Below are 20,538 nucleotides of genomic sequence, written 5' to 3'. Positions count from 1 at the left end.
GCATGTTCAAGAAAGTCCTGATCGCCAACCGGGGCGAAATCGCCATTCGGGTCATCAAGACGCTGCGACGGATGGGCATTGCTTCCGTTGCGGTCTATTCCGATGCCGACCGCTTCGCCAAGCCCGCCATGATGGCAAATGAGGCAATCCGCCTGGGGCCGGCGCCTGCCAGCGAAAGCTATCTCAATGTCGATGCGGTTATTGCCGCCTGCAAGGCGACAGGGGCCGAGGCCGTGCATCCGGGCTACGGCTTCCTGTCGGAAAATATCGGTTTTGCCGAACGCCTCGCTGCCGAAGGTATCACCTTCATCGGGCCGCGGCCCGAGCACCTCTCCGCTTTCGGGCTGAAACATACGGCGCGTGAGCTCGCCAAGTCGAGCGGCGTGCCGCTGCTACCCGGCACGAGCCTGCTGTCGAGCGCCGATGAAGCGCTCGCTGCGGCCGAAACGATCGGCTATCCCGTGATGCTGAAAAGCACGGCCGGCGGCGGCGGCATCGGCATGCAGCTCTGTGCCGATGCCGAAAGCCTGAAGGCGTCCTTCGAAAGCGTGCAGCGGACGGCGCGGGCAAGCTTCGGCGATGCACGCGTCTATATCGAGCGTTTCGTAGCCGCGGCCCGGCATGTGGAAGTGCAGATCTTCGGCGACGGCCAAGGCAAGGTCATCGCGCTCGGGGAGCGCGATTGCTCGCTGCAGCGGCGAAACCAGAAGGTGGTCGAGGAAACTCCCGCCCCCGGCCTTTCGGCCGCGACCCGCGCCCGCCTGCATAAGTCGGCCGTCGATCTTGGTGCTGCGGTCTCCTACGAATCCGCCGGCACAGTGGAATTCATCTACGATCCCCAGCGCGATGAATTCTACTTCCTTGAGGTCAACACCCGCCTGCAGGTCGAACATCCCGCCACCGAAGCCGTCTTCGGCATCGATCTCGTCGAATGGATGATCCGTCAAGCGGTCGGCGAGGACGTGCTCTCGGGCGCCGAGGGCCTGCAGCCGAAGGGAGCGGCGATCGAAGTGCGTGTCTATGCCGAGATGCCGCATGCCGATTTCCGCCCGAGCGCCGGGCTGCTGACGGAGGTGTCCTTCCCGCAAGATGCGCGCATCGACGGTTGGATCGAGACGGGCACGGAGGTGACACCCTTCTACGATCCGATGCTCGCCAAGGTGATCGTTTCCGCCGAGGATCGCCCGGCGGCGATCGAAAAGCTGAAGACGGCCCTTGCGGAAACATCGATATCGGGCATCGAAACCAATCTCGACTATCTCAGGGCCATCGCCGGCTCCGAACTTCTGGCGAGCGGCAAGGTGGCGACGACGGCGCTGCGCGATTTTTCCTTCGTACCCGATGTCATCGAGGTGATCGCGCCGGGCGCGCAATCGAGCATCCAGGAACTGCCGGGTCGGCTTGGTCTCTGGCATGTCGGCGTGCCGCCGAGCGGGCCGATGGACGAACGTTCCTTCCGCCAAGCCAACCGCCTCGTCGGCAATGGCGACATGGTTGCGGCGCTGGAGCTGACGGTCTCCGGTCCGATGCTGAAATTCCATACCGATACGACAGTTGCCCTTGCCGGCGCCGGGATGGCGATGAGCGTCGACGGTGTGAAATTGCCGCATGGCGAGGCCGTCACCATCCGCGCCGGCCAGATCCTCGTAATCGGCGGCATCGATGGACCGGGGCAGCGGGCTTACCTCGCCGTGGCGGGCGGTTTTGCCGCTCCGGTCGTGCTCGGCTCACGCGCCACCTTCGGGCTCGGGCAGTTCGGCGGCAACGCCACCGGGACGTTGAAGACCGGCCATGTGCTGCATCTTGCCCGTCAGGCGACCGCCGATGCCGCAAAGCCGGCAACCGAGCCTGCGGAATTGATGCGCGAGTGGGATGTCGGCGTTGTCTATGGTCCACATGGCGCGCCTGATTTCTTCCAGCACGGCGATATCGAGACGCTGTTTTCGACAAATTACGAGGTGCATTTCAACAGCGCCCGCACCGGCGTTCGTCTCATTGGCCCGGCACCGAAATGGGCACGCAGCGATGGCGGCGAGGCTGGCCTCCATCCCTCCAACCTGCATGACAATGCCTATGCGATCGGGGCGATCGATTTTACCGGCGACATGCCGATCATTCTCGGTCCTGATGGTCCGAGCCTCGGCGGCTTCGTCTGCCCGGCGGTGATCGCACGCGACGAGCAATGGAAAATGGGCCAGTTCAAGCCGGGTGATCGCATCCGCTTTCATCCCGTTGCTCGGTCCGAAGATCCGATTGCCGGCCCGGTCGTGCATCGGGGGCAGGAAGAAACGGGCTCGCCTGTCATCGGCAAGCGCGACGACGGGCCGGTCTCGGTGCTCTACCGCCGCCAGGGTGATGACAATCTGCTGGTCGAATACGGGCCGATGACGCTTGACATCGCCCTGCGGCTGAGGGTGCATCTCTTGATGCAGGCCGTTTCGCAGGCCCGATTGCCCGGCATCATCGATCTCACCCCCGGCATCCGCTCGCTGCAGATCCATTATGACGGCACGACGCTGACGCGCAAACGCCTGCTTGGCCTGCTGGCCGAAATCGAAACGAGTCTGCCGGCGGCCCAGGACGTCACCGTGCCGAGCCGCATCGTGCATCTGCCGCTTTCCTGGAACGATCCGGATGCGGAACTTGCGATGCGCAAATATCAGGAACTCGTGCGACCAAACGCGCCCTGGTGCCCCGACAACATCGAGTTCATCCGCCGCATCAATGGGCTGGCGGACGAACAGGCGGTGCGCGATATCGTCTTCGATGCGAGCTACCTCGTGCTCGGCCTCGGTGACGTCTATCTCGGTGCGCCGGTGGCGACCCCGGTCGATCCGCGCCATCGGCTGGTAACGACGAAGTACAATCCGGCCCGCACCTGGACGCCTGAAAATGCCGTCGGCATCGGCGGGGCCTATATGTGCATTTATGGCATGGAAGGGCCTGGCGGCTACCAGCTGTTCGGTCGCACCATCCAGGTCTGGAATACATGGCGGCAGACGCCGGTCTTTGCCAGGGGCAAACCGTGGCTGCTCGATTTCTTCGATCAGATCCGCTTTTTCCCGGTCAGCCATCAGGAATTGGCGGAAGCCCGCAGCGCCTTTCCGCATGGCGATTATCCCGTCAAGATCGAGGAGACGGAATTCTCCTACGCCGCCTATGAGCAGGAATTGCAGGCGAATGCCGCCTCGATCGCGACCTTCAAGGCACGCCAGCAGGCCGCCTTCGATGCCGAACGCCGGCGCTGGAAGGAGGCGGGTCTCGACAGCTTCGTTACCGACGAAGGCACCGGCGAAAGCCCAGCCGGAGACATCCCTGAAGGCTGCTTCGGTGTTGCCAGCGCCGTGCCCGGCAATATCTGGAAACTGCTGGTCGAGCCGGGCGCACCGGTCGCGGCCGGCGACACGCTTGCCATCATCGAATCCATGAAAATGGAAATCAACGTCACCGCACATGCGCCAGGCCGTGTCCGCGACCTGCGCGCCGGGCCCGGACGAAACGTCAAAGCGGGCGATATCATTGTTGTTCTGGAGGAGTGCTGACCCATGCTGCCGACCATTCTTGATCTGACCAGCCTCCGCGCAGCCTATGAGGCGGGCAAAAGCCCGCTCGATATTATCGAGATCGTCATTGCCCGTCGCAATGACGCGACGGATCCCGCTATCTTCATCACGCCGGCACCTGATGAAGCCTTGCGGGCCGAGGCACGAGCTCTGATGGAGCGTTCACCGGAGCCGAACAGCCTGCCGCTCTGGGGCATTCCCTTCGCGGTAAAGGACAATATCGACGTGGCGGGCTTGCCGACGACAGCTGCCTGCCCTGCCTTTTTCTACCAGCCGGAGAAAGACGCAACCGTTGTTGCGAGGCTGCGGGCCGCAGGCGCAATCGTCATCGGCAAGACCAATCTCGACCAGTTTGCCACCGGCCTCAACGGCACGCGTTCGCCCTATGGGGCGCCGCGCTCGGTGTTCGACAAGGACTATGTGTCGGGCGGCTCAAGCTCCGGCTCGGCCGTTGCCGTCGCCTCGGGCCTGGCGAGCTTCGCGCTCGGCACCGACACCGCCGGCTCCGGGCGTGTGCCGGCGGCCTTCAACAATCTCGTCGGCATCAAGCCGACGCCGGGACTGGTGCCGAATGGCGGCGTCGTGCCGGCCTGCCGCAGCGTCGATGTCGTCACCGTCTTTGCTGCAACGGTCGGCGACGGCGTCGCCATCCGCAAGGTGATGGAGGGTTACGATGCCGCCGATCCCTTCTCGCGCAAGGCGGTTCCAGCCAGCCTGCCAGCCTCCGGTCTGCGGATCGGTGTGCTCGACGGTGCCGAGCGGGAATTCTTCGGCAACAGGCAAGTCGAAGCTCTCTATGACGCCGCGATCGAAAGGGCGCGCGCGCTCGGCGCCACCATCGTTGCCTGCGACTACGCGCCGTTCCGGCAGGCGGCTGAACTGCTCTACAACGGCCCCTGGGTCGCCGAACGACTGGCGGCGGTGAAGGATTTTCTTGCCACCAATGCCGTCGACTTCGACCCGACGGTTCGCACCATCATCGAGTGCGCGAAAGCCTATGACGCAGTCGCGGCCTTCGAAGGCAGATACACGCTCGAAGCGCTACGTCAGAAGACCGGGAAGGAATGGGAAAAGGCTGATATCCTGATGCTGCCGACCTCGCCGACGACCTATACGGTTGAAGAAATGATGGCGGATCCGATTGTGAAAAACGGTCATTTCGGCCGGTACACCAATTTCGTCAATCTGCTCGATTGCGCGGCGATCGCCGTTCCAGCCGGCTTCGACGCCGATGATCATCTCCCGGCCGGCGTGACTCTGATCGGCCCCGCCTTCACCGATGATGCCCTAGCCGCCTTCGCCGACGCAATGCACCGGGCGGCGAACGCGGGAATGGGCAAGGACCGCCTGTCGGCAATCCCCGAGGCGAGCCGCGTGCCGCCGGCCGATGACGGCTTGGTGCCGATCGTCGTCGTCGGGGCGCATTTGACCGGCATGCCTCTCAACCACGAACTGACGCGACCGGGCGGCAGGCGCATCAGATCCTGCCGTACGGCACCGGATTACCGCCTCTTCGTTCTGCCGGGCACCGTCCCGCCGAAGCCAGGCCTGATCCGTGAACCCGGTTTTGACGGCACGGGTCTCGAAGTTGAGGTGTGGAAAGTCACTCCGGAGGCTTTCGGGCGCTTTGTCCAGAACATCCCGGCCCCGCTCGGCATCGGCAAGGTAACGCTCGACGACGGTTCCCAAATTTCCGGTTTTCTCTGCGAGGCTCATGCCATCGAAGGCGCGCGCGAAATCACCGAATTGGGGGGCTGGCGCGCCTACGTCTCAGATCAAATGAAAAAAGCATGAAGCATCGTCTCAAGAAAATCCTGCTGGCGATACTTGCGGGCCTCGAGGCACGAAGTGCTTCAAGGCGGTTCGGCCGCCGCAGGATTTCATGACGAGGTGGCCGAGACCGCATTTGCCATATTTGCTTCGACGCCTGAGGACGATTGCGAACAAGAAGTTCGCTGCGCTTGGACAAAGGGCAGCCGCTGCAGTTGCGGCCGCCATGGCTTTCGCCTTGTCGCAGATGACCTGCAAGACTTCAGGTGCCTCGCGCGCTCGGCTCTCCGGTTGTTGCAAACACTGCGCTCGCATCGCTGACCATCTCCACATGGGAATAGGCCGCCTGTGCGGCAGCGATGCCGTCCGCCCGCATGATTGCCATCACGATCCGGCCGTGTTCTTCGTAGGACTTTGCCAAGCGGCCAGGCAGACGAAACTGCGCCCGTCGAAATGGGGCGAGCCGCGCCCGTGTCTGCGTCACCATCTCCAAGATGTGATCATTATGCGCCCCGCGATAAAGGCGGGTGTGGAATTCCGTGTTATGCACCGAATACTCCTCTTCCGCGCCGGCATGCACGAGCCTCATTGATGCCTTATGCTCCAGCTCCAGCGTGCGCCGCTCATCGACTGTCATACGCTCGGCCGAGAGCCTGGCGCAGATCGCTTCGAGTTCAGCCATCGCCTCGAACATCGAATGCAGATAAGTTTCGGTGACGGTGGTGACGACGGCGCTGCGGTTCGGCTCCCGGTCGACAAGCCCCATCGCTCCGAGTTCACGGAGCGCCTCGCGCACCGGTGTGCGCGACACTTCGAAGCGAGCCGCCAGCGAGACCTCATCAAGCTTCTCGCCCGGCAGCATCTGTCCGGTCACGATCATGTCCGCGATCGCCCGCACCATCTGCTCGACGGTTGTCCCTGCTCTGATGATTTCTCTGCGCCTGACTTGCTTCAAGGAATGATTCTACACTGTTATGATTGCATACACATGCCCGCTCAAGCGGGCAAAGTCAAACATCAGTATATCTGATTGATATACCTAGCAAAAGTGTATTCTGCACTATCGGATTCCCAGCACTTCCAGCCAAACGACTGAGATGTCGGACGATTTTATAGGCTGTGCATATTTTTTCATCTAATTTTAAGATGAAATTGCATGCACTTTTCGGACATCGGCCGGAGGCGTGACAATTTCACACATAAAATCAATGCACTAAAATTTGGCATGACCATTGCATACACTTTTCTGTAACCAATCTAAAACGGCAAAACCGCCGTTAGGGGAGCATTCCGATGACCAGACTCCTTTCCATGAAACGACGTCATTTTCTTCAGGCTTCCGCCGCCGCCACTCTCGTCGGCGCGGCGCCCGGTCTCCTCTCCTCCCGCGCGCTCGCGCAGGCGGCCCTGACCGTCGGCTTCGTCTATGTCGGTCCCAAGGATGACTATGGCTACAACCAGGCGCATGCCGAGGGTGCCGCCGCCGTCAGGGCGTTGCCCGGCGTCACCGTCGTCGAAGAAGAGAACGTGCCGGAAACGGTGGACGTTCAGAAGACAATGGAATCGATGATCAATCTCGATGGCGCCACCCTGCTCTTCCCGACCTCCTTCGGCTATTTCGATCCGCATATGCTGGCCATGGCCGCCAAATACCCCGATATCCAGTTCCGTCATTGCGGCGGGATGTGGCAGGAGGGAAAACACCCCGCCAATACCGGCTCCTATTTCGGCTATATTTTCCAGGGGCAGTATCTGAACGGCATCGCCGCCGGCCATGCGACGAAGAGCAAGAAGATCGGCTTCGTCGCGGCCAAGCCGATCCCACAGGTGCTGCAGAACATCAATGCCTTCCTACTCGGCGCACGCGCAGTCGATCCGACAATTACCTGCCAGGTGATTTTCACCGGCGAATGGTCGCTTGCGGTCAAGGAGGCGGAAGCCACCAACGCGCTGGTCGATCAGGGCGCGGACGTCATCACCTGCCATGTCGACAGTCCAAAGGTGGTCGTGGAAACCGCCGCCGGCCGCGGCGCCTTCGTCTGCGGCTACCACGCCAATCAGAGCCCGCTTGCGCCGGAGAAATACCTCACGGGCGCTGAATGGGCCTGGGGCAATGTCTATGGCGACTTCGTCAAGAAGGCGCAGGCCGGCGAAAAGCTCGGCAATTTCGTGCGTGGCGGCCTGAAGGACGGTTTCGTCAAGATGAGTGCGCTCGGCCCCGGCGTTTCCGAGGCGGGCCGCAAGGCATTCGAAGCGGCGCATGCCGAAATGATGAAGGGCGGCTTCTCGGTGTTCAAAGGGCCGCTGAAGGATAACAAGGGCAACACCGTCGTCACAGCCGACAAGAGCTATGCGGAAGACGCGATCGAGCTCGAAAGCATGAACTATCTGGTCGAGGGTGTCGTCGGGTCCACGGCGTAAACCGCGTGAGGGAGAAGCGCCATGACCTTTCAGGCCAATGATCCTGCAATATCAGTCGCTTCCGACAACCCAGCCGCGCTGCGTCCCCTGCTCGAATGGATCGCACGCAGGGCCGAACCTGTGGTCATCGGCCTTACGGCCATCCTGATCGGGCTCGGGCTCTTCTCCCTCTTTATCCTGGCGATCGGCAAATCGCCGGCCATGCTCTTCCAGCTCATGTATACCGGCGGCTTCGGCAGCTGGTTTTCGGTGCAGAACAGCTTAAGCCGTGCCGCACCCCTTCTCCTGACGGCACTCTGCGTAGCCCTGCCCGCCCGCCTCGGCCTCGTCATCATCGGCGGGGAAGGAGCGGTCGTGCTGGGCGGCGTTGCCGCCGCAGCCATGGCCATGCCGCTTGTCGGCGCGGCCCCCGCGTTTCCCACTCTTGTTCTGATGGCGATTGCCGCCATGGTCGTCGGCGGCATCTGGATCGGCTTTGCCGGCTTCCTGCGCCATTACCGCGGCGTCAACGAAACCATTTCTTCGCTGCTGCTCTCCTATATCGCCATCGCTCTGATGAATCAGTTTGTCGAAGGGCCGCTACGCGATCCGGCCAGCCTCAACAAGCCCTCGACCAAGCCGCTGCCACCCGAATACATGCTCGGCAACATTCCCAGCATGGATGTGCATTGGGGGCTCGTGATCGGCATCCTCGCCTGCATCCTCTCCTGGATCTTGATCGAGGTGACGAGCTTCGGTTTCGCCGCCCGCATCGCCGGCGGCAACGTGCGCGCCGCCCAAATCCAGGGTCTGCCAGTCGGCAGGCTGATTGCCGGCTTCACCGCGATCGCCGGCAGTTTCGCAGGTCTTGCCGGCATGATCGAGGTCGTTGCCGTCCAGGGCAGCGCCAATGCCTCGCTCGCCGCGGGTTATGGCTATACCGGCATCCTCGTTGCCTTCCTCGCCCGCCACAATCCGCTGGCGATCATCCCGGTCGCGATCCTGCTCGGGGGCATCGATGCTTCCGGCGGCCTCATCCAGCGCCGCATGGGCCTGCCCGATGCCACGGTGCTGGTGCTGCAGGGTACGCTCTTCATCATCATCCTCTTCTGCGAGACCTTCTACGGGCGCTTCAAGATCTTCAATCCCGACCTCTGGAAAAGGAGCCTCTGATGGAAGAGACGGGCATCGGCATCTGGGGCGTGCCGCTCGCAATCCTGGCGGGCGCCATCCGCGTTTCCACCCCCTTCATCTTCGTCAGCCTCGGCGAGACGATCACCGAGCGCTCCGGCCGCATCAATCTCGGGCTGGAAGGGACGCTCGTCTTCGGTGCGATGACGGCCTATGCGGTCGCCGTCATGACCAACTCGCCCTGGCTCGGCGTGCTCGCTGCCATGGCGACCGGCGCCATCTTCGGTCTCGTTCACGGCTGGATCTGCAAATGGCCGAAGGTGAACGACATCGCGATCGGCATCGCCATGATGCAGTTCGGCCTGGGCCTCGCCTTCTTCCTCGGCAAGTCCTTCATTCAGCCGGCCGCGCCGCATCTGCCGTCGATTCCCTTCGGTTTCTGGTCGAGCCTGCCGCAGATCCAGGCGGCTCTGAACATCAATGTCCTCTTCATCCTCGGCGCCCTGCTTGCCTTCGTCCTCTGGTGGGCCTTCCGGAATACGCGGCTGGGCCTCATCCTGCGCGTCGTCGGTGACAGCACGGATGCAGCGCGCGCCATGGGCATCAATCCGGATCGGGTGCGCCTGCTTGCCACGGCCGTCGGCGGCTCGCTGGCGGCGATCGGCGGCGCCTACCTGTCGCTCTATTATCCCGGATCGTGGAACGAGGGCATTTCTTCAGGCCAAGGCCTGATGGCCGTCGCCCTCGTCATCTTCGCCCGCTGGAACCCGATCGGCTGCTTCCTCGCCGCGCTGCTCTTCGGCGGCGCCGGTGCGCTCGGGCCGGCGTTGCAATCGATCGGCGTGACCCAGGGCTACTATCTCTTCTATGCCGCGCCTTACGTGCTCACCCTCGTCATCATGATCGCGACCTCCTCACCGACACGTTCGCTTGCCGGTGCGCCGGGGGCGCTCTCGCTGACGAAGTGAGGCGGGAGCAGCTGATGTCCAACCGCGGCGCATTGAACGGATCGAAACGGTCGAACCGCGGCAGCAAAACATTCAAACTTGCCGGTGAATAGGAGAAGAAGACGATGGACGCCATGGTCGAGACCAAAGGACATTATATCGACGCCGATCCCTATCCATGGCCCTATAACGGCGCCCTGCGCCCGGACAATACGGCCCTCATCATCATCGACATGCAGACCGATTTCTGCGGCAAGGGCGGTTATGTCGACCACATGGGCTACGACCTGTCGCTGGTTCAGGCACCGATCGAGCCGATCAAAAAGGTCCTGGCCGCCATGCGGACCAAGGGCTACCACATCATCCACACCCGCGAGGGCCATCGCCCCGATCTCGCCGATCTGCCGGCCAACAAGCGCTGGCGTTCACAGCGCATTGGCGCAGGCATCGGCGATCCTGGCCCGTGCGGACGCATCCTCACACGCGGCGAACCCGGCTGGGACATCATTACAGAACTCTACCCGATCGAAGGCGAGACGATCATCGATAAGCCCGGCAAGGGCTCGTTTTGCGCCACCGACCTGGAGCTGATCCTCAACCAGAAGCGCATCGAGAACATCATCCTGACCGGCATCACCACCGACGTCTGCGTTTCCACGACGATGCGCGAGGCGAACGACCGCGGCTTCGAATGCCTGCTGCTGGAAGACTGCTGCGGCGCGACCGATTACGGCAATCATCTCGCCGCCATCAAGATGGTGAAGATGCAGGGCGGCGTCTTCGGCTCCGTCTCCAATTCCGCAGCGCTCGTGAGCCAGCTGCCATGAGCACGATCCGCGACACGCCACTCCCGCAGGCCGGCAAGGCCGTCGGCATCGATACGATTGACATGACGATGCGCTTCGGCAGCTTCACCGCGCTTGACCATGTCTCGATCAAGGTGCCAGCCGGTAGTTTCCATGCGCTGCTCGGAGAGAACGGTGCCGGCAAGTCGACACTGGTCAAATGCATCATGGGTTTCTATCACGCGACAGCGGGCTCGCTCTCCGTCGATGGTCGCGAAGTGGCGATCGCATCGCCCAGGGACGCGGCGAGCTACGGCCTCGGCATGGTCTATCAGCACTTCACGCTGGTCCCGTCGCTGACGGGTGCCGAAAACCTCGTCATCAGCCGCGCTGAAGTCCCTGCCATCATCAATTGGACGAAGGAACGGAAGGATCTCGCCGCCTTCATGGAGCGCATGCCCTTCCAGATTTCGCTCGACCGGCCGGTGAGCGAACTGGCCGCCGGCGAGAAACAGAAGCTCGAGATCGTCAAGCAGCTCTATCTCGGCCGCTCCTTTCTGGTCCTCGACGAGCCGACCTCGGTGCTGACGCCCGCCGAAGCCGACGAGATGCTCGGCCTCGTGCGCGGGATGACGCAGCGCGGCGAACTGACCGTGCTGATGATCTCCCACAAGTTCCATGAGGTGACGAAGTTCGCCGATGCCGTTTCGATCCTGCGGCGCGGCAAGCTTGTCGGCTCTGGAAAAGTTGGGGAAGTCTCCACGGCCGAAATGGCGACGATGATGATCGGCGACGTCAAGCTCGCCGAGCTCGACAGCCGCGTTCCCACCCCGCAGAGCGTCAAGCCGGTCCTCAAGGTCGAGCAGGTCAAGGCGCCTGACCGCTCGGGTCTCAAGACCATCGAAATCGACGAGCTCATCGTTCACGCCGGCGAGATCGTCGGCATCGCCGGAATATCAGGAAATGGCCAGAAGGAATTGACCGAAATCCTCGCCGGCCAGCGCCCGACGGAGACCGGCCGCGTTATCGTCAACGGCGACGCCTACCGCGCGACACGGCCCGAGACGCGCAAGAACAATGTCCGTTTTATTCCCGAGGAGCCGCTGCAGAATGCCTGTGCGCCGCGAATGACCGTCAGCGAAAATCTCGCCTTTCGAACGTTTGACCTCAAGGCAGGCGGCAAGGACGCGATCTGGCTGAACAAGGGCAAGATGAGGAAGCGCGCCGCCGCGCTGATTTTCGACTTCAAGGTGAAGACGGCCTCGTCTGCCTCGCCGATCGCGGCACTTTCCGGCGGCAATGTGCAGCGCGCCGTGCTTGCCCGCGAACTGACCGGCAAGGTGGATCTGCTGATCGTCTCGAACCCGTGCTTCGGCCTCGATTTCTCGGCCGTCGCCGAAATCCGCGCCCGCATCATGAAAGCGCGCAATGCCGGCGCTGCCGTGTTGCTGCTCTCCGAGGACCTCGACGAGCTGCTCGAGATGTCCGATCGCATCATGGTGATTTCCGAAGGTAGGCTGGTTTACGAAACGCCGGCCCGCTCAGCCGACATCGGCGTGATCGGCGCCCATATGGCGGGGCATCACTGATGGCTGAGATCAAAGCAGAACCCTTCGCCTTTCCGGTGAAGCACGACCAACTCGCGCTTATCGTCATCGACATGCAACGTGACTTTGCCGAGCCCGGCGGCTTCGGCGCCAGCCTCGGCAACGACGTCAGCCGCATCACCAGGATCGTGCCCAATGTCAAACGACTCATCCAGGGCTTTCGTTACGCCGGGCTGCCGGTCATTCACACGATGGAATGCCATCGGCCCGATCTTTCGGATCTGCCGCCGGCCAAACGCGACCGCGGCAATCCGACCCTCAGGATCGGCGACGAAGGCCCCATGGGCCGCATCCTGATCTCCGGCGAGCCCGGCACCGCAATTCTGCCGGAGCTTGCTCCGGTCAAAGGCGAGGTCGTCATCGAAAAACCGGGCAAGGGCGCCTTCTATGCGACCGAGCTCGGCGAAGTGCTGCAGCAAAAGGGTATCAAACAGCTGGTTTTCGCAGGCGTGACGACCGAAGTCTGCGTGCAGACCACCATGCGTGAGGCCAACGATCGCGGCTATGAATGCCTGCTCGCCGAGGAGGCCACGGAAAGCTATTTTCCGGAGTTCAAGGCCGCAGCCATTGCCATGATCCGCGCCCAGGGTGCAATCGTCGGCTGGACGGCTCATGTCGACGCCATATTGGAAAGTATCGCCCATGCCTGAAACCACCCGTGAATTGCTCACATCTGGCGGCTGGAGGGATCTGCACTTCGGCCCCTTCCGCGATCAGGTGACGATCCATTGGATCCGACCCTTCGAGGGCGACCAGCCCGGCGTGGCGCTCCTGAAATACGAGGCCGGGGCCGGCGTTCCCCGCCATCGGCATGAGGGGCTGGAAACCATTCTCGTGCTCGACGGAGTGCAATCGGATGAAGCGGGCGATTACGGCCGCGGGAGCTACATCGTCAATGCGCCCGGCACCGAGCACTCGGTCTGGAGCGACACCGGCTGCGTCGTCCTCATCCAGTGGGACCGGCCCGTCAGAATACTGGAAGAGAAAACAGTATGAACGATACCACCGCGAAGTTGAGTCGATCGAACTGTCGTTAAACGGACATTTCGCATCATCAACCGGTTAGAGCATTCCAAGCGACATAGTACGGTTTAGCGGCGCCGGGTGACGCCTATTTCTGCTCCGTCTTTCCCGACGGCTTAGTGGCGGCCTCTACAGCACCACCCTGCAGATCCGCCTCGTCCCCGACAATGGCGGCAGCCTCGTCGAGCAGGACGTCCTTGGCCTTCTTGCGGGCATTTTCCATGGCGATATCGGCGCTCAGGCTGCGCTCATCCGCCTGCAGGCCGTCGTCGCCGGCAAGATCGTCGCCATCGCCGGCTGCGGCGCGCGCCTTGAACCGGGCTTCCCGGGCCGCCGCTTCCTTGCGGCGTTCGGCTTCGTTCAGGGAAACGACGCCCTTCTCGCGCTGCGCCTTCAGATCGGCGATGTCCTGCAACAGACGCTGGAAGTCCTGGTCGCCCTTGACCCGCGCATCGTGGCGGCTCTGCAAAGCCGGCAGCAAGGCCGTAACATCGCCTTCCGGCACGTATTTCGCCGGCTTGATCTCCGCCCACGGCAGGGCATTGTCATAACTGGTCTCGCCGAAGCTCGCGGGATCGGACAATGCGGGCAGGCTGATATCGGGGGTGACGCCCCGCAGCTGCGTCGTGCCGCCGTTGATCCGGAAAAACTGGGCGATCGTCACCTTCAGCTCGCCGAATTCAGGTTTGCTGTTGTGAACCACCTGGTCGAGATCGACGACCGTCTGAACCGTGCCCTTGCCGAAACTGGGCTCGCCGATGATCACGCCGCGGCCGTAATCCTGGATCGCCGCGGCAAAGATCTCCGAAGCCGAGGCCGAGCCGCGGTTGATCAGAACCCCCAAGGGACCTGTCCAGGCCGGCGTTGTCAGGTCGGCGCTCTTGACCTCGATCTTGCCGTTGCCGGCGCGCTGCTGAACGACCGGGCCCTTGCCGATGAAGAGGCCGGTGAGATCGATCGCCTCATCCAGCGAACCGCCGCCATTGTTGCGCAGATCGATGAGAACGCCATCGACCTTTTCCTGATTCAGTTCCTCAAGAAGCTTGGCGACATCGCGGCTGGCGCTCTTGTAATCCCTGTCGCCCTTGTTCTTGGCTTCGAAATCCTCATAAAAGACCGGCAGGGTGATGATGCCGATCTTGCGCGTGGCCTCGCCCGCCTTCACCGACAGAACTGTCTTCCTTGCGGCCTGCTTGTCGAGGCTGATCTTGTCGCGCACAAGGTTGACGACGCGATGCACGCCGTCTGCCCCGGCATCGGCCGGCAGGATGTCGAGCCGCACCACCGAACCTTTTTTGCCGCGGATCATCTGCACGACTTCATCGAGGCGCGTGCCCACCACCTCCTTGATTGGCCCGTCCTTGCCCTGGCCGACGCCGGTGATGCGGTCGCCGACGGCGAGCTTGCCGGAGAGCTGCGCCGGTCCGCCGGGCACGAGCTCGCGGATCGTCGTGTAATCGTCGCGCTCCTGCAGCACCGCGCCGATGCCGAACAGCGAAAGCTTCATCGACACATTGAAGTCGGCGGAAGCCGCCGCGCCGAAATAATCGGTGTGCGGGTCGATCGAGTTCGAATAGGCATCCATGAACGACTGGAAGACGTCGTCGCTCTTGAACTTGTAAGCGCGCTCGAGCGTGTTCTCATAGCGTTTATCGAGGGTTTCGCGGATCGCCGCGTCGTCTTTGCCGCCGAGCTTCAACCGCAGCCAGTCGTTCTTGACGCGCTTGCGCCAGAGATCGTTGCTTTCGGCTTCCGACTGCGGCCAGGGCGCCTTGTCGCGCAGCACCGCATAATCTTCCTTGCCGCTGAAATCGAAGCCCTGCTTGAGCAGGCTGCGCGCATAGGTCATGCGGTCGACGACGCGCTGTTGATAGGCGTTGAAGATCGCAAACGGGATCTTCAGGTCCTGCCGCTCGATGGCATCGTCGATCTCGCTGCGGTCAGCCATGAACTTGTCGATGTCGGCCTGCAGGAAGAGCATGCGGTCGGGATCAAGCGACTTGACGAACTGATCCATCACCCTGCCCGACAAGGCATCATCGAGCGGAACCGGCTTGTAGCTGTATCGGGAGAGAAATTGCGCGCTGAGCTCAGCCGCCTGCGCCTGCCGCGTCAACGGCTTCAAAACCGGCGGCGCTGCGACCTCGGCATAGGCGGACGGGGCGAGTGCAAGAAATGCACCAAGAAAAACGTAGTGTATGCGCATTCAGCGTGGATCCAATTCTTCTGCCAGCTCTGTCGATGGGCGATCTAGGTGGCGCAATTATGGTTTTTTGGCAAGCAGAAGGCAAAAGGATGGTCCGGCGAGTCGCGAAACTCTTCGGCATGATCGGCTCGACGCAGAGCGTCAGATCCCGAGGCTTATCGCCGGCAAGTTCGATGTAATCATCTCCAGCATGTCGGCGACGGCCAAGCCCGAGGAGATCACCGCCTTCAGCGATTCTACAGAATTAAGCTGAGGTAAGCGCGCTTAATAGCGGGAACCATTGTCACCGCCTCAAGCGCAGACGGCTAGCCACCCGGCCCCTACATTGCAATTCGAATGCCGCGCCCCATATTTCTATAGGAGCGGAACTGCGAAGCTGCAGCCGTTCGCGGGAATTCGGGCGCCCGGCAGCAGGATGATGGTGTTTCTGCATCCGTAGCACACCGGCACTTTGGCCAGCCCTGCCGCGCCTGGGGCGAGACCGGGCTACTCCGTCCCCAACAGCATGTTCTTGCTACAGTCCGAATGGATTGGGCATTACTAACCCTCCGGGAGAGAATGCGTGACACTGACCTTTCCCAATAAAAGCCGTAGTTTTGATGAGAGCCGGAATGCGGTCCGCTTCTCCGGTTATGACGGCATGTTCGAAGTGCGGTTTTTAGTCGAAGCTAACGCCTTGCGGACCCCGAGCCAGCCCGGCCGCTCCGAGGACGAGTGCCTGAGAGCCTTCGACATGGCGCGCCAGATCATTCTGGAAGCCGCCGCCCATGCCTACGGCCGCGGCGGCAAAGACCGATATACCCTGACGGCGCAGGATATCCGCAGGTAGACTTTTACAACCGGAAAGGCCGTGCAGGAGCCGAACCAAATGTCAGTCGACAGAAAACATCTCAGCGTGGCGAGCCGCTGTCCCGACCAGGGCGATCTTGAATCGGCCGTCTACAGCGCGCTCGCTCATGCCGGCGATCTCGACCCCAGCTATATCTTCGTCACCGCGCGCGGCGGCGACATCACGCTGGCCGGATGGGTGCGTTTGAAAGCGGAGGTGTCACGGGCCGAGGAGATTACACTGAGAACCGACGGCGTGCGCAAGGTTCACAATGAACTGTCGCCGGAATTATGAGGCAAGTCCGTCCGGCGTCGCGTTCGTAGCTGCCAAGAGATCGGCGAGGGCCGTCGGCTCGATCCGGACGATCCTGCGCAAGCGGTTCCCCTCTGCAATCGACGGCAGATGAATGTAGGTCGCGACGCGGCAGTAGGCAAGCCACGACAGGCCTTCGATCGGCTCCTCATCCTGCTCGATCTTGTAGTCGCCTGCCGGAGGCATCTCACCAACAAGATCGGGAAGCGCGAAAGGGGCGGAGAAGCGGACGATGGTGTCCGTCGTGCGCGTGGATGATATGTCGGACATGGTGAAAGGCTCCAGTAGAAGGCGGTTAGCCAAGACCCGCTTAATACTTCCTTCACGGCATTGGCATGGCGATCGGAATCCGGAGCAATGATGGTCCTCAAGTCTCTGACACGGACGAGAGCCACAGGGCCAATCGGCGATAGGAGACTCCTACGCCCCAATTGCGTCACAATGAGACGAAATCCTAAAATGAAGTTTTTATTCAAATTTACTGGTCAAACATAAAATATTATCGTGTAAAAATTAAATTAATCTGGCCGCACAATAAAGACGCCTTCGCCTTTTTATTGCGATATTTTCCTGAAATACATAACCCCGCAAGTCCAAATATCGGCTTTTGCAGAATATACACGACCTTCGCCAGCCTGCTCGACAAGCAGGAGGCCGGCCGCGAAAGCGCGTCCCGCGCGAACGGCAGTCATGACTTCATGAAAAAAGGAGGCATTCAAATGTCGAGACATAACAACGCCAAGCTCCTTACCGCCAGTGACCGCCACGACTTCAGCGCTAACGCAAAGCGACCGGACGGCAATCCCTCCGCGAAGGAATTGATCGCCCATGCCGTCGCCGCACGCACGGACCTCGCCGTGCCGGCCGAGGAAGCGCGCGCGGTCGAGGAACTGCGTGAAGCAAAGAACCCGCGGCATCGGTTCACAAAGCGCCGAAGCACTGAGGCCGATGATAAGAGTCTGGCTGTCCGGGATCTTCCTACGATGGGAGAACTCGAGCAGGCGCGGACCGATCACAGCAGGAAGATCGCCACCCGGGACGCTGAGAGGCGTGCCGAGGAGCCTGACGAAAAAGCCGGCGAGTGAACAAGGACTAGACCCGTCAACCGCCCCGAGTGCGCGCCGGCTCAGCGTTCCAATCGGATCGACGCCTGAATCAGATAATCCTCTGTCAGCTTGACCAGCCTTTCGCTGGCCAGCCCCGCGGGTTCGCCTCGCGTCCGCATTCCGTCGATCAGGCTCTGCTGCGCGCAAATCAGCTGCCGGTCTTTGATCACTCGCCGGCGCGCAACTTCTAAGTCCTGCAGGGAATAGGTCATGAGAGACTATACCACGCAGGCGGCGATAATGAGATTCATTTCGCGGCTCCCCCGATCGTCGCGACCGCCGGCTTGGTTTACCGTCGCTGAACGAGCCGAGACAGAGCCCGCGCCTCTCGCCCGTGACCGAGTGGCCCCGGGGCGGAAAATTACAGGGCGCCTGGCACAGTTCGCCTTGGATAAAGCGCAACCAAGGCGCATGTTCATATATCGGCAGCCAATGAAACGGGCGCTGCCGATCAAGGGGTGGCGCCCTTCGCCCCAATCTAAGGAGGACAAGATGTCTTCCACCATCAAGCGCTCCTCCCATATCGCGGCTTACGGCGACTTCCTATTCAGGGCTTCCATCCTGGCGAGCTTCGCCGTAATCATCAGTTTAATTTTGAGAGGCTGGTTATGGTAGTAATCATCACAACCGGAATTTCGACGAAACGCGACGAAGATTGGCGGCTCCGGTCCATCCTCAAGCGCGCGGACTACGCCACGACAGATCTCGTTGCTTCAGAACATGGCGACCATCACGAAGAGGTGATGGTGATAAGACGCATTAAGGCGGCGACGATCCCGACGCCCGCCTACCCCTCTTCAAAACGGCGGAAGCTGCATGCCGATCCTGAGGCTTTGGCATCATGGGAAAACGAAGGAGGCGCCACACGAGCTGTGCACCCGCCTGCGGACAAGAAAAATTGATGACGCCGCGAGGCGATTCAACGAGGCCATGATCGCGCTCTCCGCCGCGGCTGGGTTCGCAATCACCGAGTAGCTAGACGCGCCGGAACCGACCCGCAGGCGACTATTTCCACCACCGCTTCTGAGCCAGCACCGGCACCAGTGAAACCGACGGCTCCGACGGACAACAATCCGACGCCTGCACCCGCTGCTCCTTCACAGCAATAATGCTGCCAATTGTGCTCAAAGCTGTTCAGCGGCCTCGGACATAAATTCGCGCATCTTTGTTGCGACGTCCTGCTCGCTGAGATTGCGACCTGCCGCTTGAAGATCAGATAGCGCTTTCGAGAGAACGCCAGGGTCCCCACCTTTGAAGCGGGCATCAGTGATCTCATCTGCGTAAGCCACAAAGTCATCGCGATCAACGAGTCCTGCGACCCACTTCGCCAAAAGCGTGTCGCAACGCGATTTGAGCTTGAGGATCCTCTCGGCGTCCCGAAAGTATTGATCTTCCATTCCCTTTTCTCGGTCTCTTAAGTCGACCATCATTTTCCTCCTGATTTTTGTCATCGAAACCGCTCAACGCGTGAGTTTGCGGAATAAACCGGGCTGACGCGCTCCCAACTTCCGAGGGCCGACCCCAAAAGATCGCCAATACTTCGCTGCTAGACTAAGATAGCACAAGTAAACGATGGTGGCCGCTTATTGCGGTCCCTGCGCCGGAGTCCTGTTCGATTGCTCCAACGCGGATTGCGCCGGCCGAATGATGTCTTTGCGCTCTGGCCGGAGCCACCAGACCGCAGCGACTACGAAAAGCACCAGGCCGAAACAGACGACTAACTTCAGGGACATGAGTTCCGCCTCCTCGGCGTGGCTTTTCATCGGGTGCTGAACCCGCCCGGGTGTCAACAGATTTAATGACACCGCACGCAAGCCCCTTGTCCTTTTGTTGAAACGCGTTGCTGGCGAGATCGGCCAAGGCAGCTGCGATTGCCTAGATAACGCACTGGCTCAAGATCAACTGACCGATTGAACTTGATGCGATCGAGAAAAAGCCCCGCCGAGGCGCGGCAGTTCTGATTTGGGAAAGTGGGTACCGCACAGGACTTACTGGAACAATGGAAAGGACCCTTTTGCAGGGCCACCCGTGCGATCCCGTCGCCCTAGTCAATGAGCTATGCGCGGTTTTATTGCGATTTGGCTCATCTGGAACTGACCTAGCAACCGGATGCCTTCCATGACAGAGGTTCTCGCGGTTTCCGGTTCAGCTCGGGCGATTTCCGAGGAGTCTCGAAATAGCGTTGCGGCCAATTCCTCCAACTGAGGCCAGTTGGGATCTTGCTGAACCTTGGCGATTTCGGCCGAATACTGGAGCTTTGAAGCCAGGGCGCGTATGACCGCCTCGCGGCGTTCCCTGCTCATATCTTCCAAAGGCATTTTATGGAACATGGCGCACTCCTTGAGAGGGTGCTGTCCGAAAGATGACCGAGAAGTGGCGACAACCATTCTCCGGATGAGCTTATTCTGAGATAAGGCGAAGCTGATCCATTTCAAGCCAACGAGTGACGGGGCATTTTGCGTCAATGATGTCCAACTCATCAGTGGTGCCGCACAAAAGGGATCGGTGAGTTGAAGGATGTCACAGTTTGGAAGTTCGTCAATTTACCAGAGATTGCCATCCTGAAGGTCTTTTGACCGAGCAATTTGCGGAACTACGGCGATAGAAGCACCTCGCCAACCAGCGCGCCGGCGGCGTCATATATCAAAATGCCAAGGGGAATGTCCGGGCGCTTGAATAACAGGGCGCGGGCAAGGACAGGAGGCTAGGTCTGACAATCAGTCGCACCAGTCATTCCGCTGCTTCGGGCTCCAGGTCCTAGCCAGCCCTTCCTGCAGCAGCTTCTTCCCGATCTCTTCCCCGCGCCGGACCATTCGACCCTCAAACCGCCCTTAGGCGCGGGCACTTTACGGTGCGGTG

The 20,538-nt window shown here is 61.2% G+C and carries 19 protein-coding genes; 13 read left to right on the top strand and 6 right to left on the bottom strand.

Going from position 1 to position 20,538, the window contains the following annotated elements; translation table 11 throughout:
- Positions 1-2: 2 nt before the first annotated feature.
- Both uca and atzF read left to right on the top strand, forming a co-directional pair.
- Positions 3-3,542, top strand: coding sequence for an urea carboxylase (gene uca, locus GGD53_RS11285; RefSeq protein WP_184455890.1), 3,540 nt, complete (start codon positions 3-5; stop codon positions 3,540-3,542).
- 3 nt (positions 3,543-3,545) lie between these two features.
- Complete coding sequence (atzF, locus tag GGD53_RS11280) at positions 3,546-5,357, top strand: allophanate hydrolase (RefSeq protein WP_184455889.1); 1,812 nt, start codon at positions 3,546-3,548, stop codon at positions 5,355-5,357.
- Between the two features lie 238 nt (positions 5,358-5,595).
- Here the strand turns inward: atzF and GGD53_RS11275 are convergent, their stop codons facing one another.
- Positions 5,596-6,288, bottom strand: coding sequence for a GntR family transcriptional regulator (locus tag GGD53_RS11275; RefSeq protein ID WP_184455888.1), 693 nt, complete (start codon positions 6,286-6,288; stop codon positions 5,596-5,598).
- Positions 6,289-6,626: 338 nt separating this feature from the next.
- On the opposite strand from GGD53_RS11275, the gene GGD53_RS11270 reads away from it, so the two are divergent.
- From GGD53_RS11270 to GGD53_RS11240, 7 genes are all read left to right on the top strand, one after another.
- Positions 6,627-7,754: a BMP family ABC transporter substrate-binding protein gene (locus GGD53_RS11270; protein WP_184455887.1), complete on the top strand. Its 1,128-nt coding sequence runs from the start codon at positions 6,627-6,629 to the stop codon at positions 7,752-7,754.
- Positions 7,755-7,775: 21 nt separating this feature from the next.
- A complete protein-coding gene (locus tag GGD53_RS11265) occupies positions 7,776-8,906 on the top strand; it encodes an ABC transporter permease (protein ID WP_184455886.1) in 1,131 nt (376 codons plus the stop codon).
- Positions 8,906-9,832: an ABC transporter permease gene (locus tag GGD53_RS11260; RefSeq protein ID WP_184455885.1), complete on the top strand. Its 927-nt coding sequence runs from the start codon at positions 8,906-8,908 to the stop codon at positions 9,830-9,832. The genes GGD53_RS11265 and GGD53_RS11260 overlap by 1 nt, the downstream gene beginning before the upstream one ends.
- A gap of 104 nt (positions 9,833-9,936) precedes the next feature.
- Positions 9,937-10,638: a biuret amidohydrolase gene (gene biuH / locus GGD53_RS11255; RefSeq protein WP_184455884.1), complete on the top strand. Its 702-nt coding sequence runs from the start codon at positions 9,937-9,939 to the stop codon at positions 10,636-10,638.
- Entirely contained in the window at positions 10,635-12,185 is a 1,551-nt protein-coding gene (locus tag GGD53_RS11250) for an ABC transporter ATP-binding protein (protein WP_184455883.1), read from the top strand. The genes biuH and GGD53_RS11250 overlap by 4 nt, the downstream gene beginning before the upstream one ends.
- Positions 12,185-12,853 (top strand): cysteine hydrolase family protein, encoded by a 669-nt coding sequence (locus tag GGD53_RS11245; protein WP_184455882.1) that lies wholly within the window; start codon positions 12,185-12,187, stop codon positions 12,851-12,853. The genes GGD53_RS11250 and GGD53_RS11245 overlap by 1 nt, the downstream gene beginning before the upstream one ends.
- On the top strand, positions 12,846-13,199 hold the full coding sequence (locus GGD53_RS11240) for a cupin domain-containing protein (protein WP_184455881.1): 354 nt from the start codon (positions 12,846-12,848) through the stop codon (positions 13,197-13,199). Before GGD53_RS11245 ends, GGD53_RS11240 begins: the two co-directional genes overlap by 8 nt.
- Before the next feature lie 115 nt (positions 13,200-13,314).
- Here the strand turns inward: GGD53_RS11240 and GGD53_RS11235 are convergent, their stop codons facing one another.
- Positions 13,315-15,432, bottom strand: a complete 2,118-nt coding sequence (locus tag GGD53_RS11235) for a carboxy terminal-processing peptidase (protein ID WP_184455880.1) — start codon at positions 15,430-15,432, stop codon at positions 13,315-13,317.
- Between the two features lie 562 nt (positions 15,433-15,994).
- On the opposite strand from GGD53_RS11235, the gene GGD53_RS11230 reads away from it, so the two are divergent.
- Together GGD53_RS11230 and GGD53_RS11225 are read left to right on the top strand one after the other, a co-directional pair.
- A complete protein-coding gene (locus tag GGD53_RS11230) occupies positions 15,995-16,261 on the top strand; it encodes a DUF1488 domain-containing protein (protein ID WP_088397308.1) in 267 nt (88 codons plus the stop codon).
- A gap of 39 nt (positions 16,262-16,300) precedes the next feature.
- Positions 16,301-16,555: a BON domain-containing protein gene (locus GGD53_RS11225; RefSeq protein WP_184455879.1), complete on the top strand. Its 255-nt coding sequence runs from the start codon at positions 16,301-16,303 to the stop codon at positions 16,553-16,555.
- Here the strand turns inward: GGD53_RS11225 and GGD53_RS11220 are convergent.
- Positions 16,550-16,843, bottom strand: a complete 294-nt coding sequence (locus tag GGD53_RS11220; protein WP_088397306.1) for a hypothetical protein — start codon at positions 16,841-16,843, stop codon at positions 16,550-16,552. The two genes, GGD53_RS11225 and GGD53_RS11220, sit on opposite strands and share 6 nt — an antisense overlap.
- Before the next feature lie 287 nt (positions 16,844-17,130).
- Between GGD53_RS11220 and GGD53_RS11215 the strand changes: the two genes are divergently transcribed.
- Positions 17,131-17,658, top strand: a complete 528-nt coding sequence (locus tag GGD53_RS11215) for a hypothetical protein (RefSeq protein ID WP_246717753.1) — start codon at positions 17,131-17,133, stop codon at positions 17,656-17,658.
- A gap of 41 nt (positions 17,659-17,699) precedes the next feature.
- Here GGD53_RS11215 and GGD53_RS11210 read toward each other — a convergent pair whose 3' ends face one another.
- Positions 17,700-17,891 carry a hypothetical protein gene (locus tag GGD53_RS11210; RefSeq protein ID WP_184455878.1) on the bottom strand — a complete coding sequence of 64 codons (192 nt, stop codon included), beginning with the start codon at positions 17,889-17,891 and terminating at the stop codon, positions 17,700-17,702.
- A 396-nt stretch (positions 17,892-18,287) separates the two neighbouring features.
- On the opposite strand from GGD53_RS11210, the gene GGD53_RS11205 reads away from it, so the two are divergent.
- On the top strand, positions 18,288-18,581 hold the full coding sequence (locus tag GGD53_RS11205) for a hypothetical protein (RefSeq protein ID WP_088397302.1): 294 nt from the start codon (positions 18,288-18,290) through the stop codon (positions 18,579-18,581).
- Between the two features lie 222 nt (positions 18,582-18,803).
- Here the strand turns inward: GGD53_RS11205 and GGD53_RS11200 are convergent, their stop codons facing one another.
- Positions 18,804-19,109, bottom strand: coding sequence for an ATPase inhibitor subunit zeta (locus tag GGD53_RS11200; protein WP_246717752.1), 306 nt, complete (start codon positions 19,107-19,109; stop codon positions 18,804-18,806).
- A gap of 618 nt (positions 19,110-19,727) precedes the next feature.
- Complete coding sequence (locus tag GGD53_RS11195) at positions 19,728-20,009, bottom strand: hypothetical protein (RefSeq protein WP_141098857.1); 282 nt, start codon at positions 20,007-20,009, stop codon at positions 19,728-19,730.
- Positions 20,010-20,538 lie beyond the last annotated feature (529 nt).

This window comes from Rhizobium aethiopicum, assembly GCF_014197535.1.
Lineage (GTDB): Bacteria > Pseudomonadota > Alphaproteobacteria > Rhizobiales > Rhizobiaceae > Rhizobium > Rhizobium aethiopicum_A.
The sequence above is the reverse complement of the archived record's forward strand: the minus strand, read 5'-3'. Positions and strand labels throughout refer to the sequence as shown.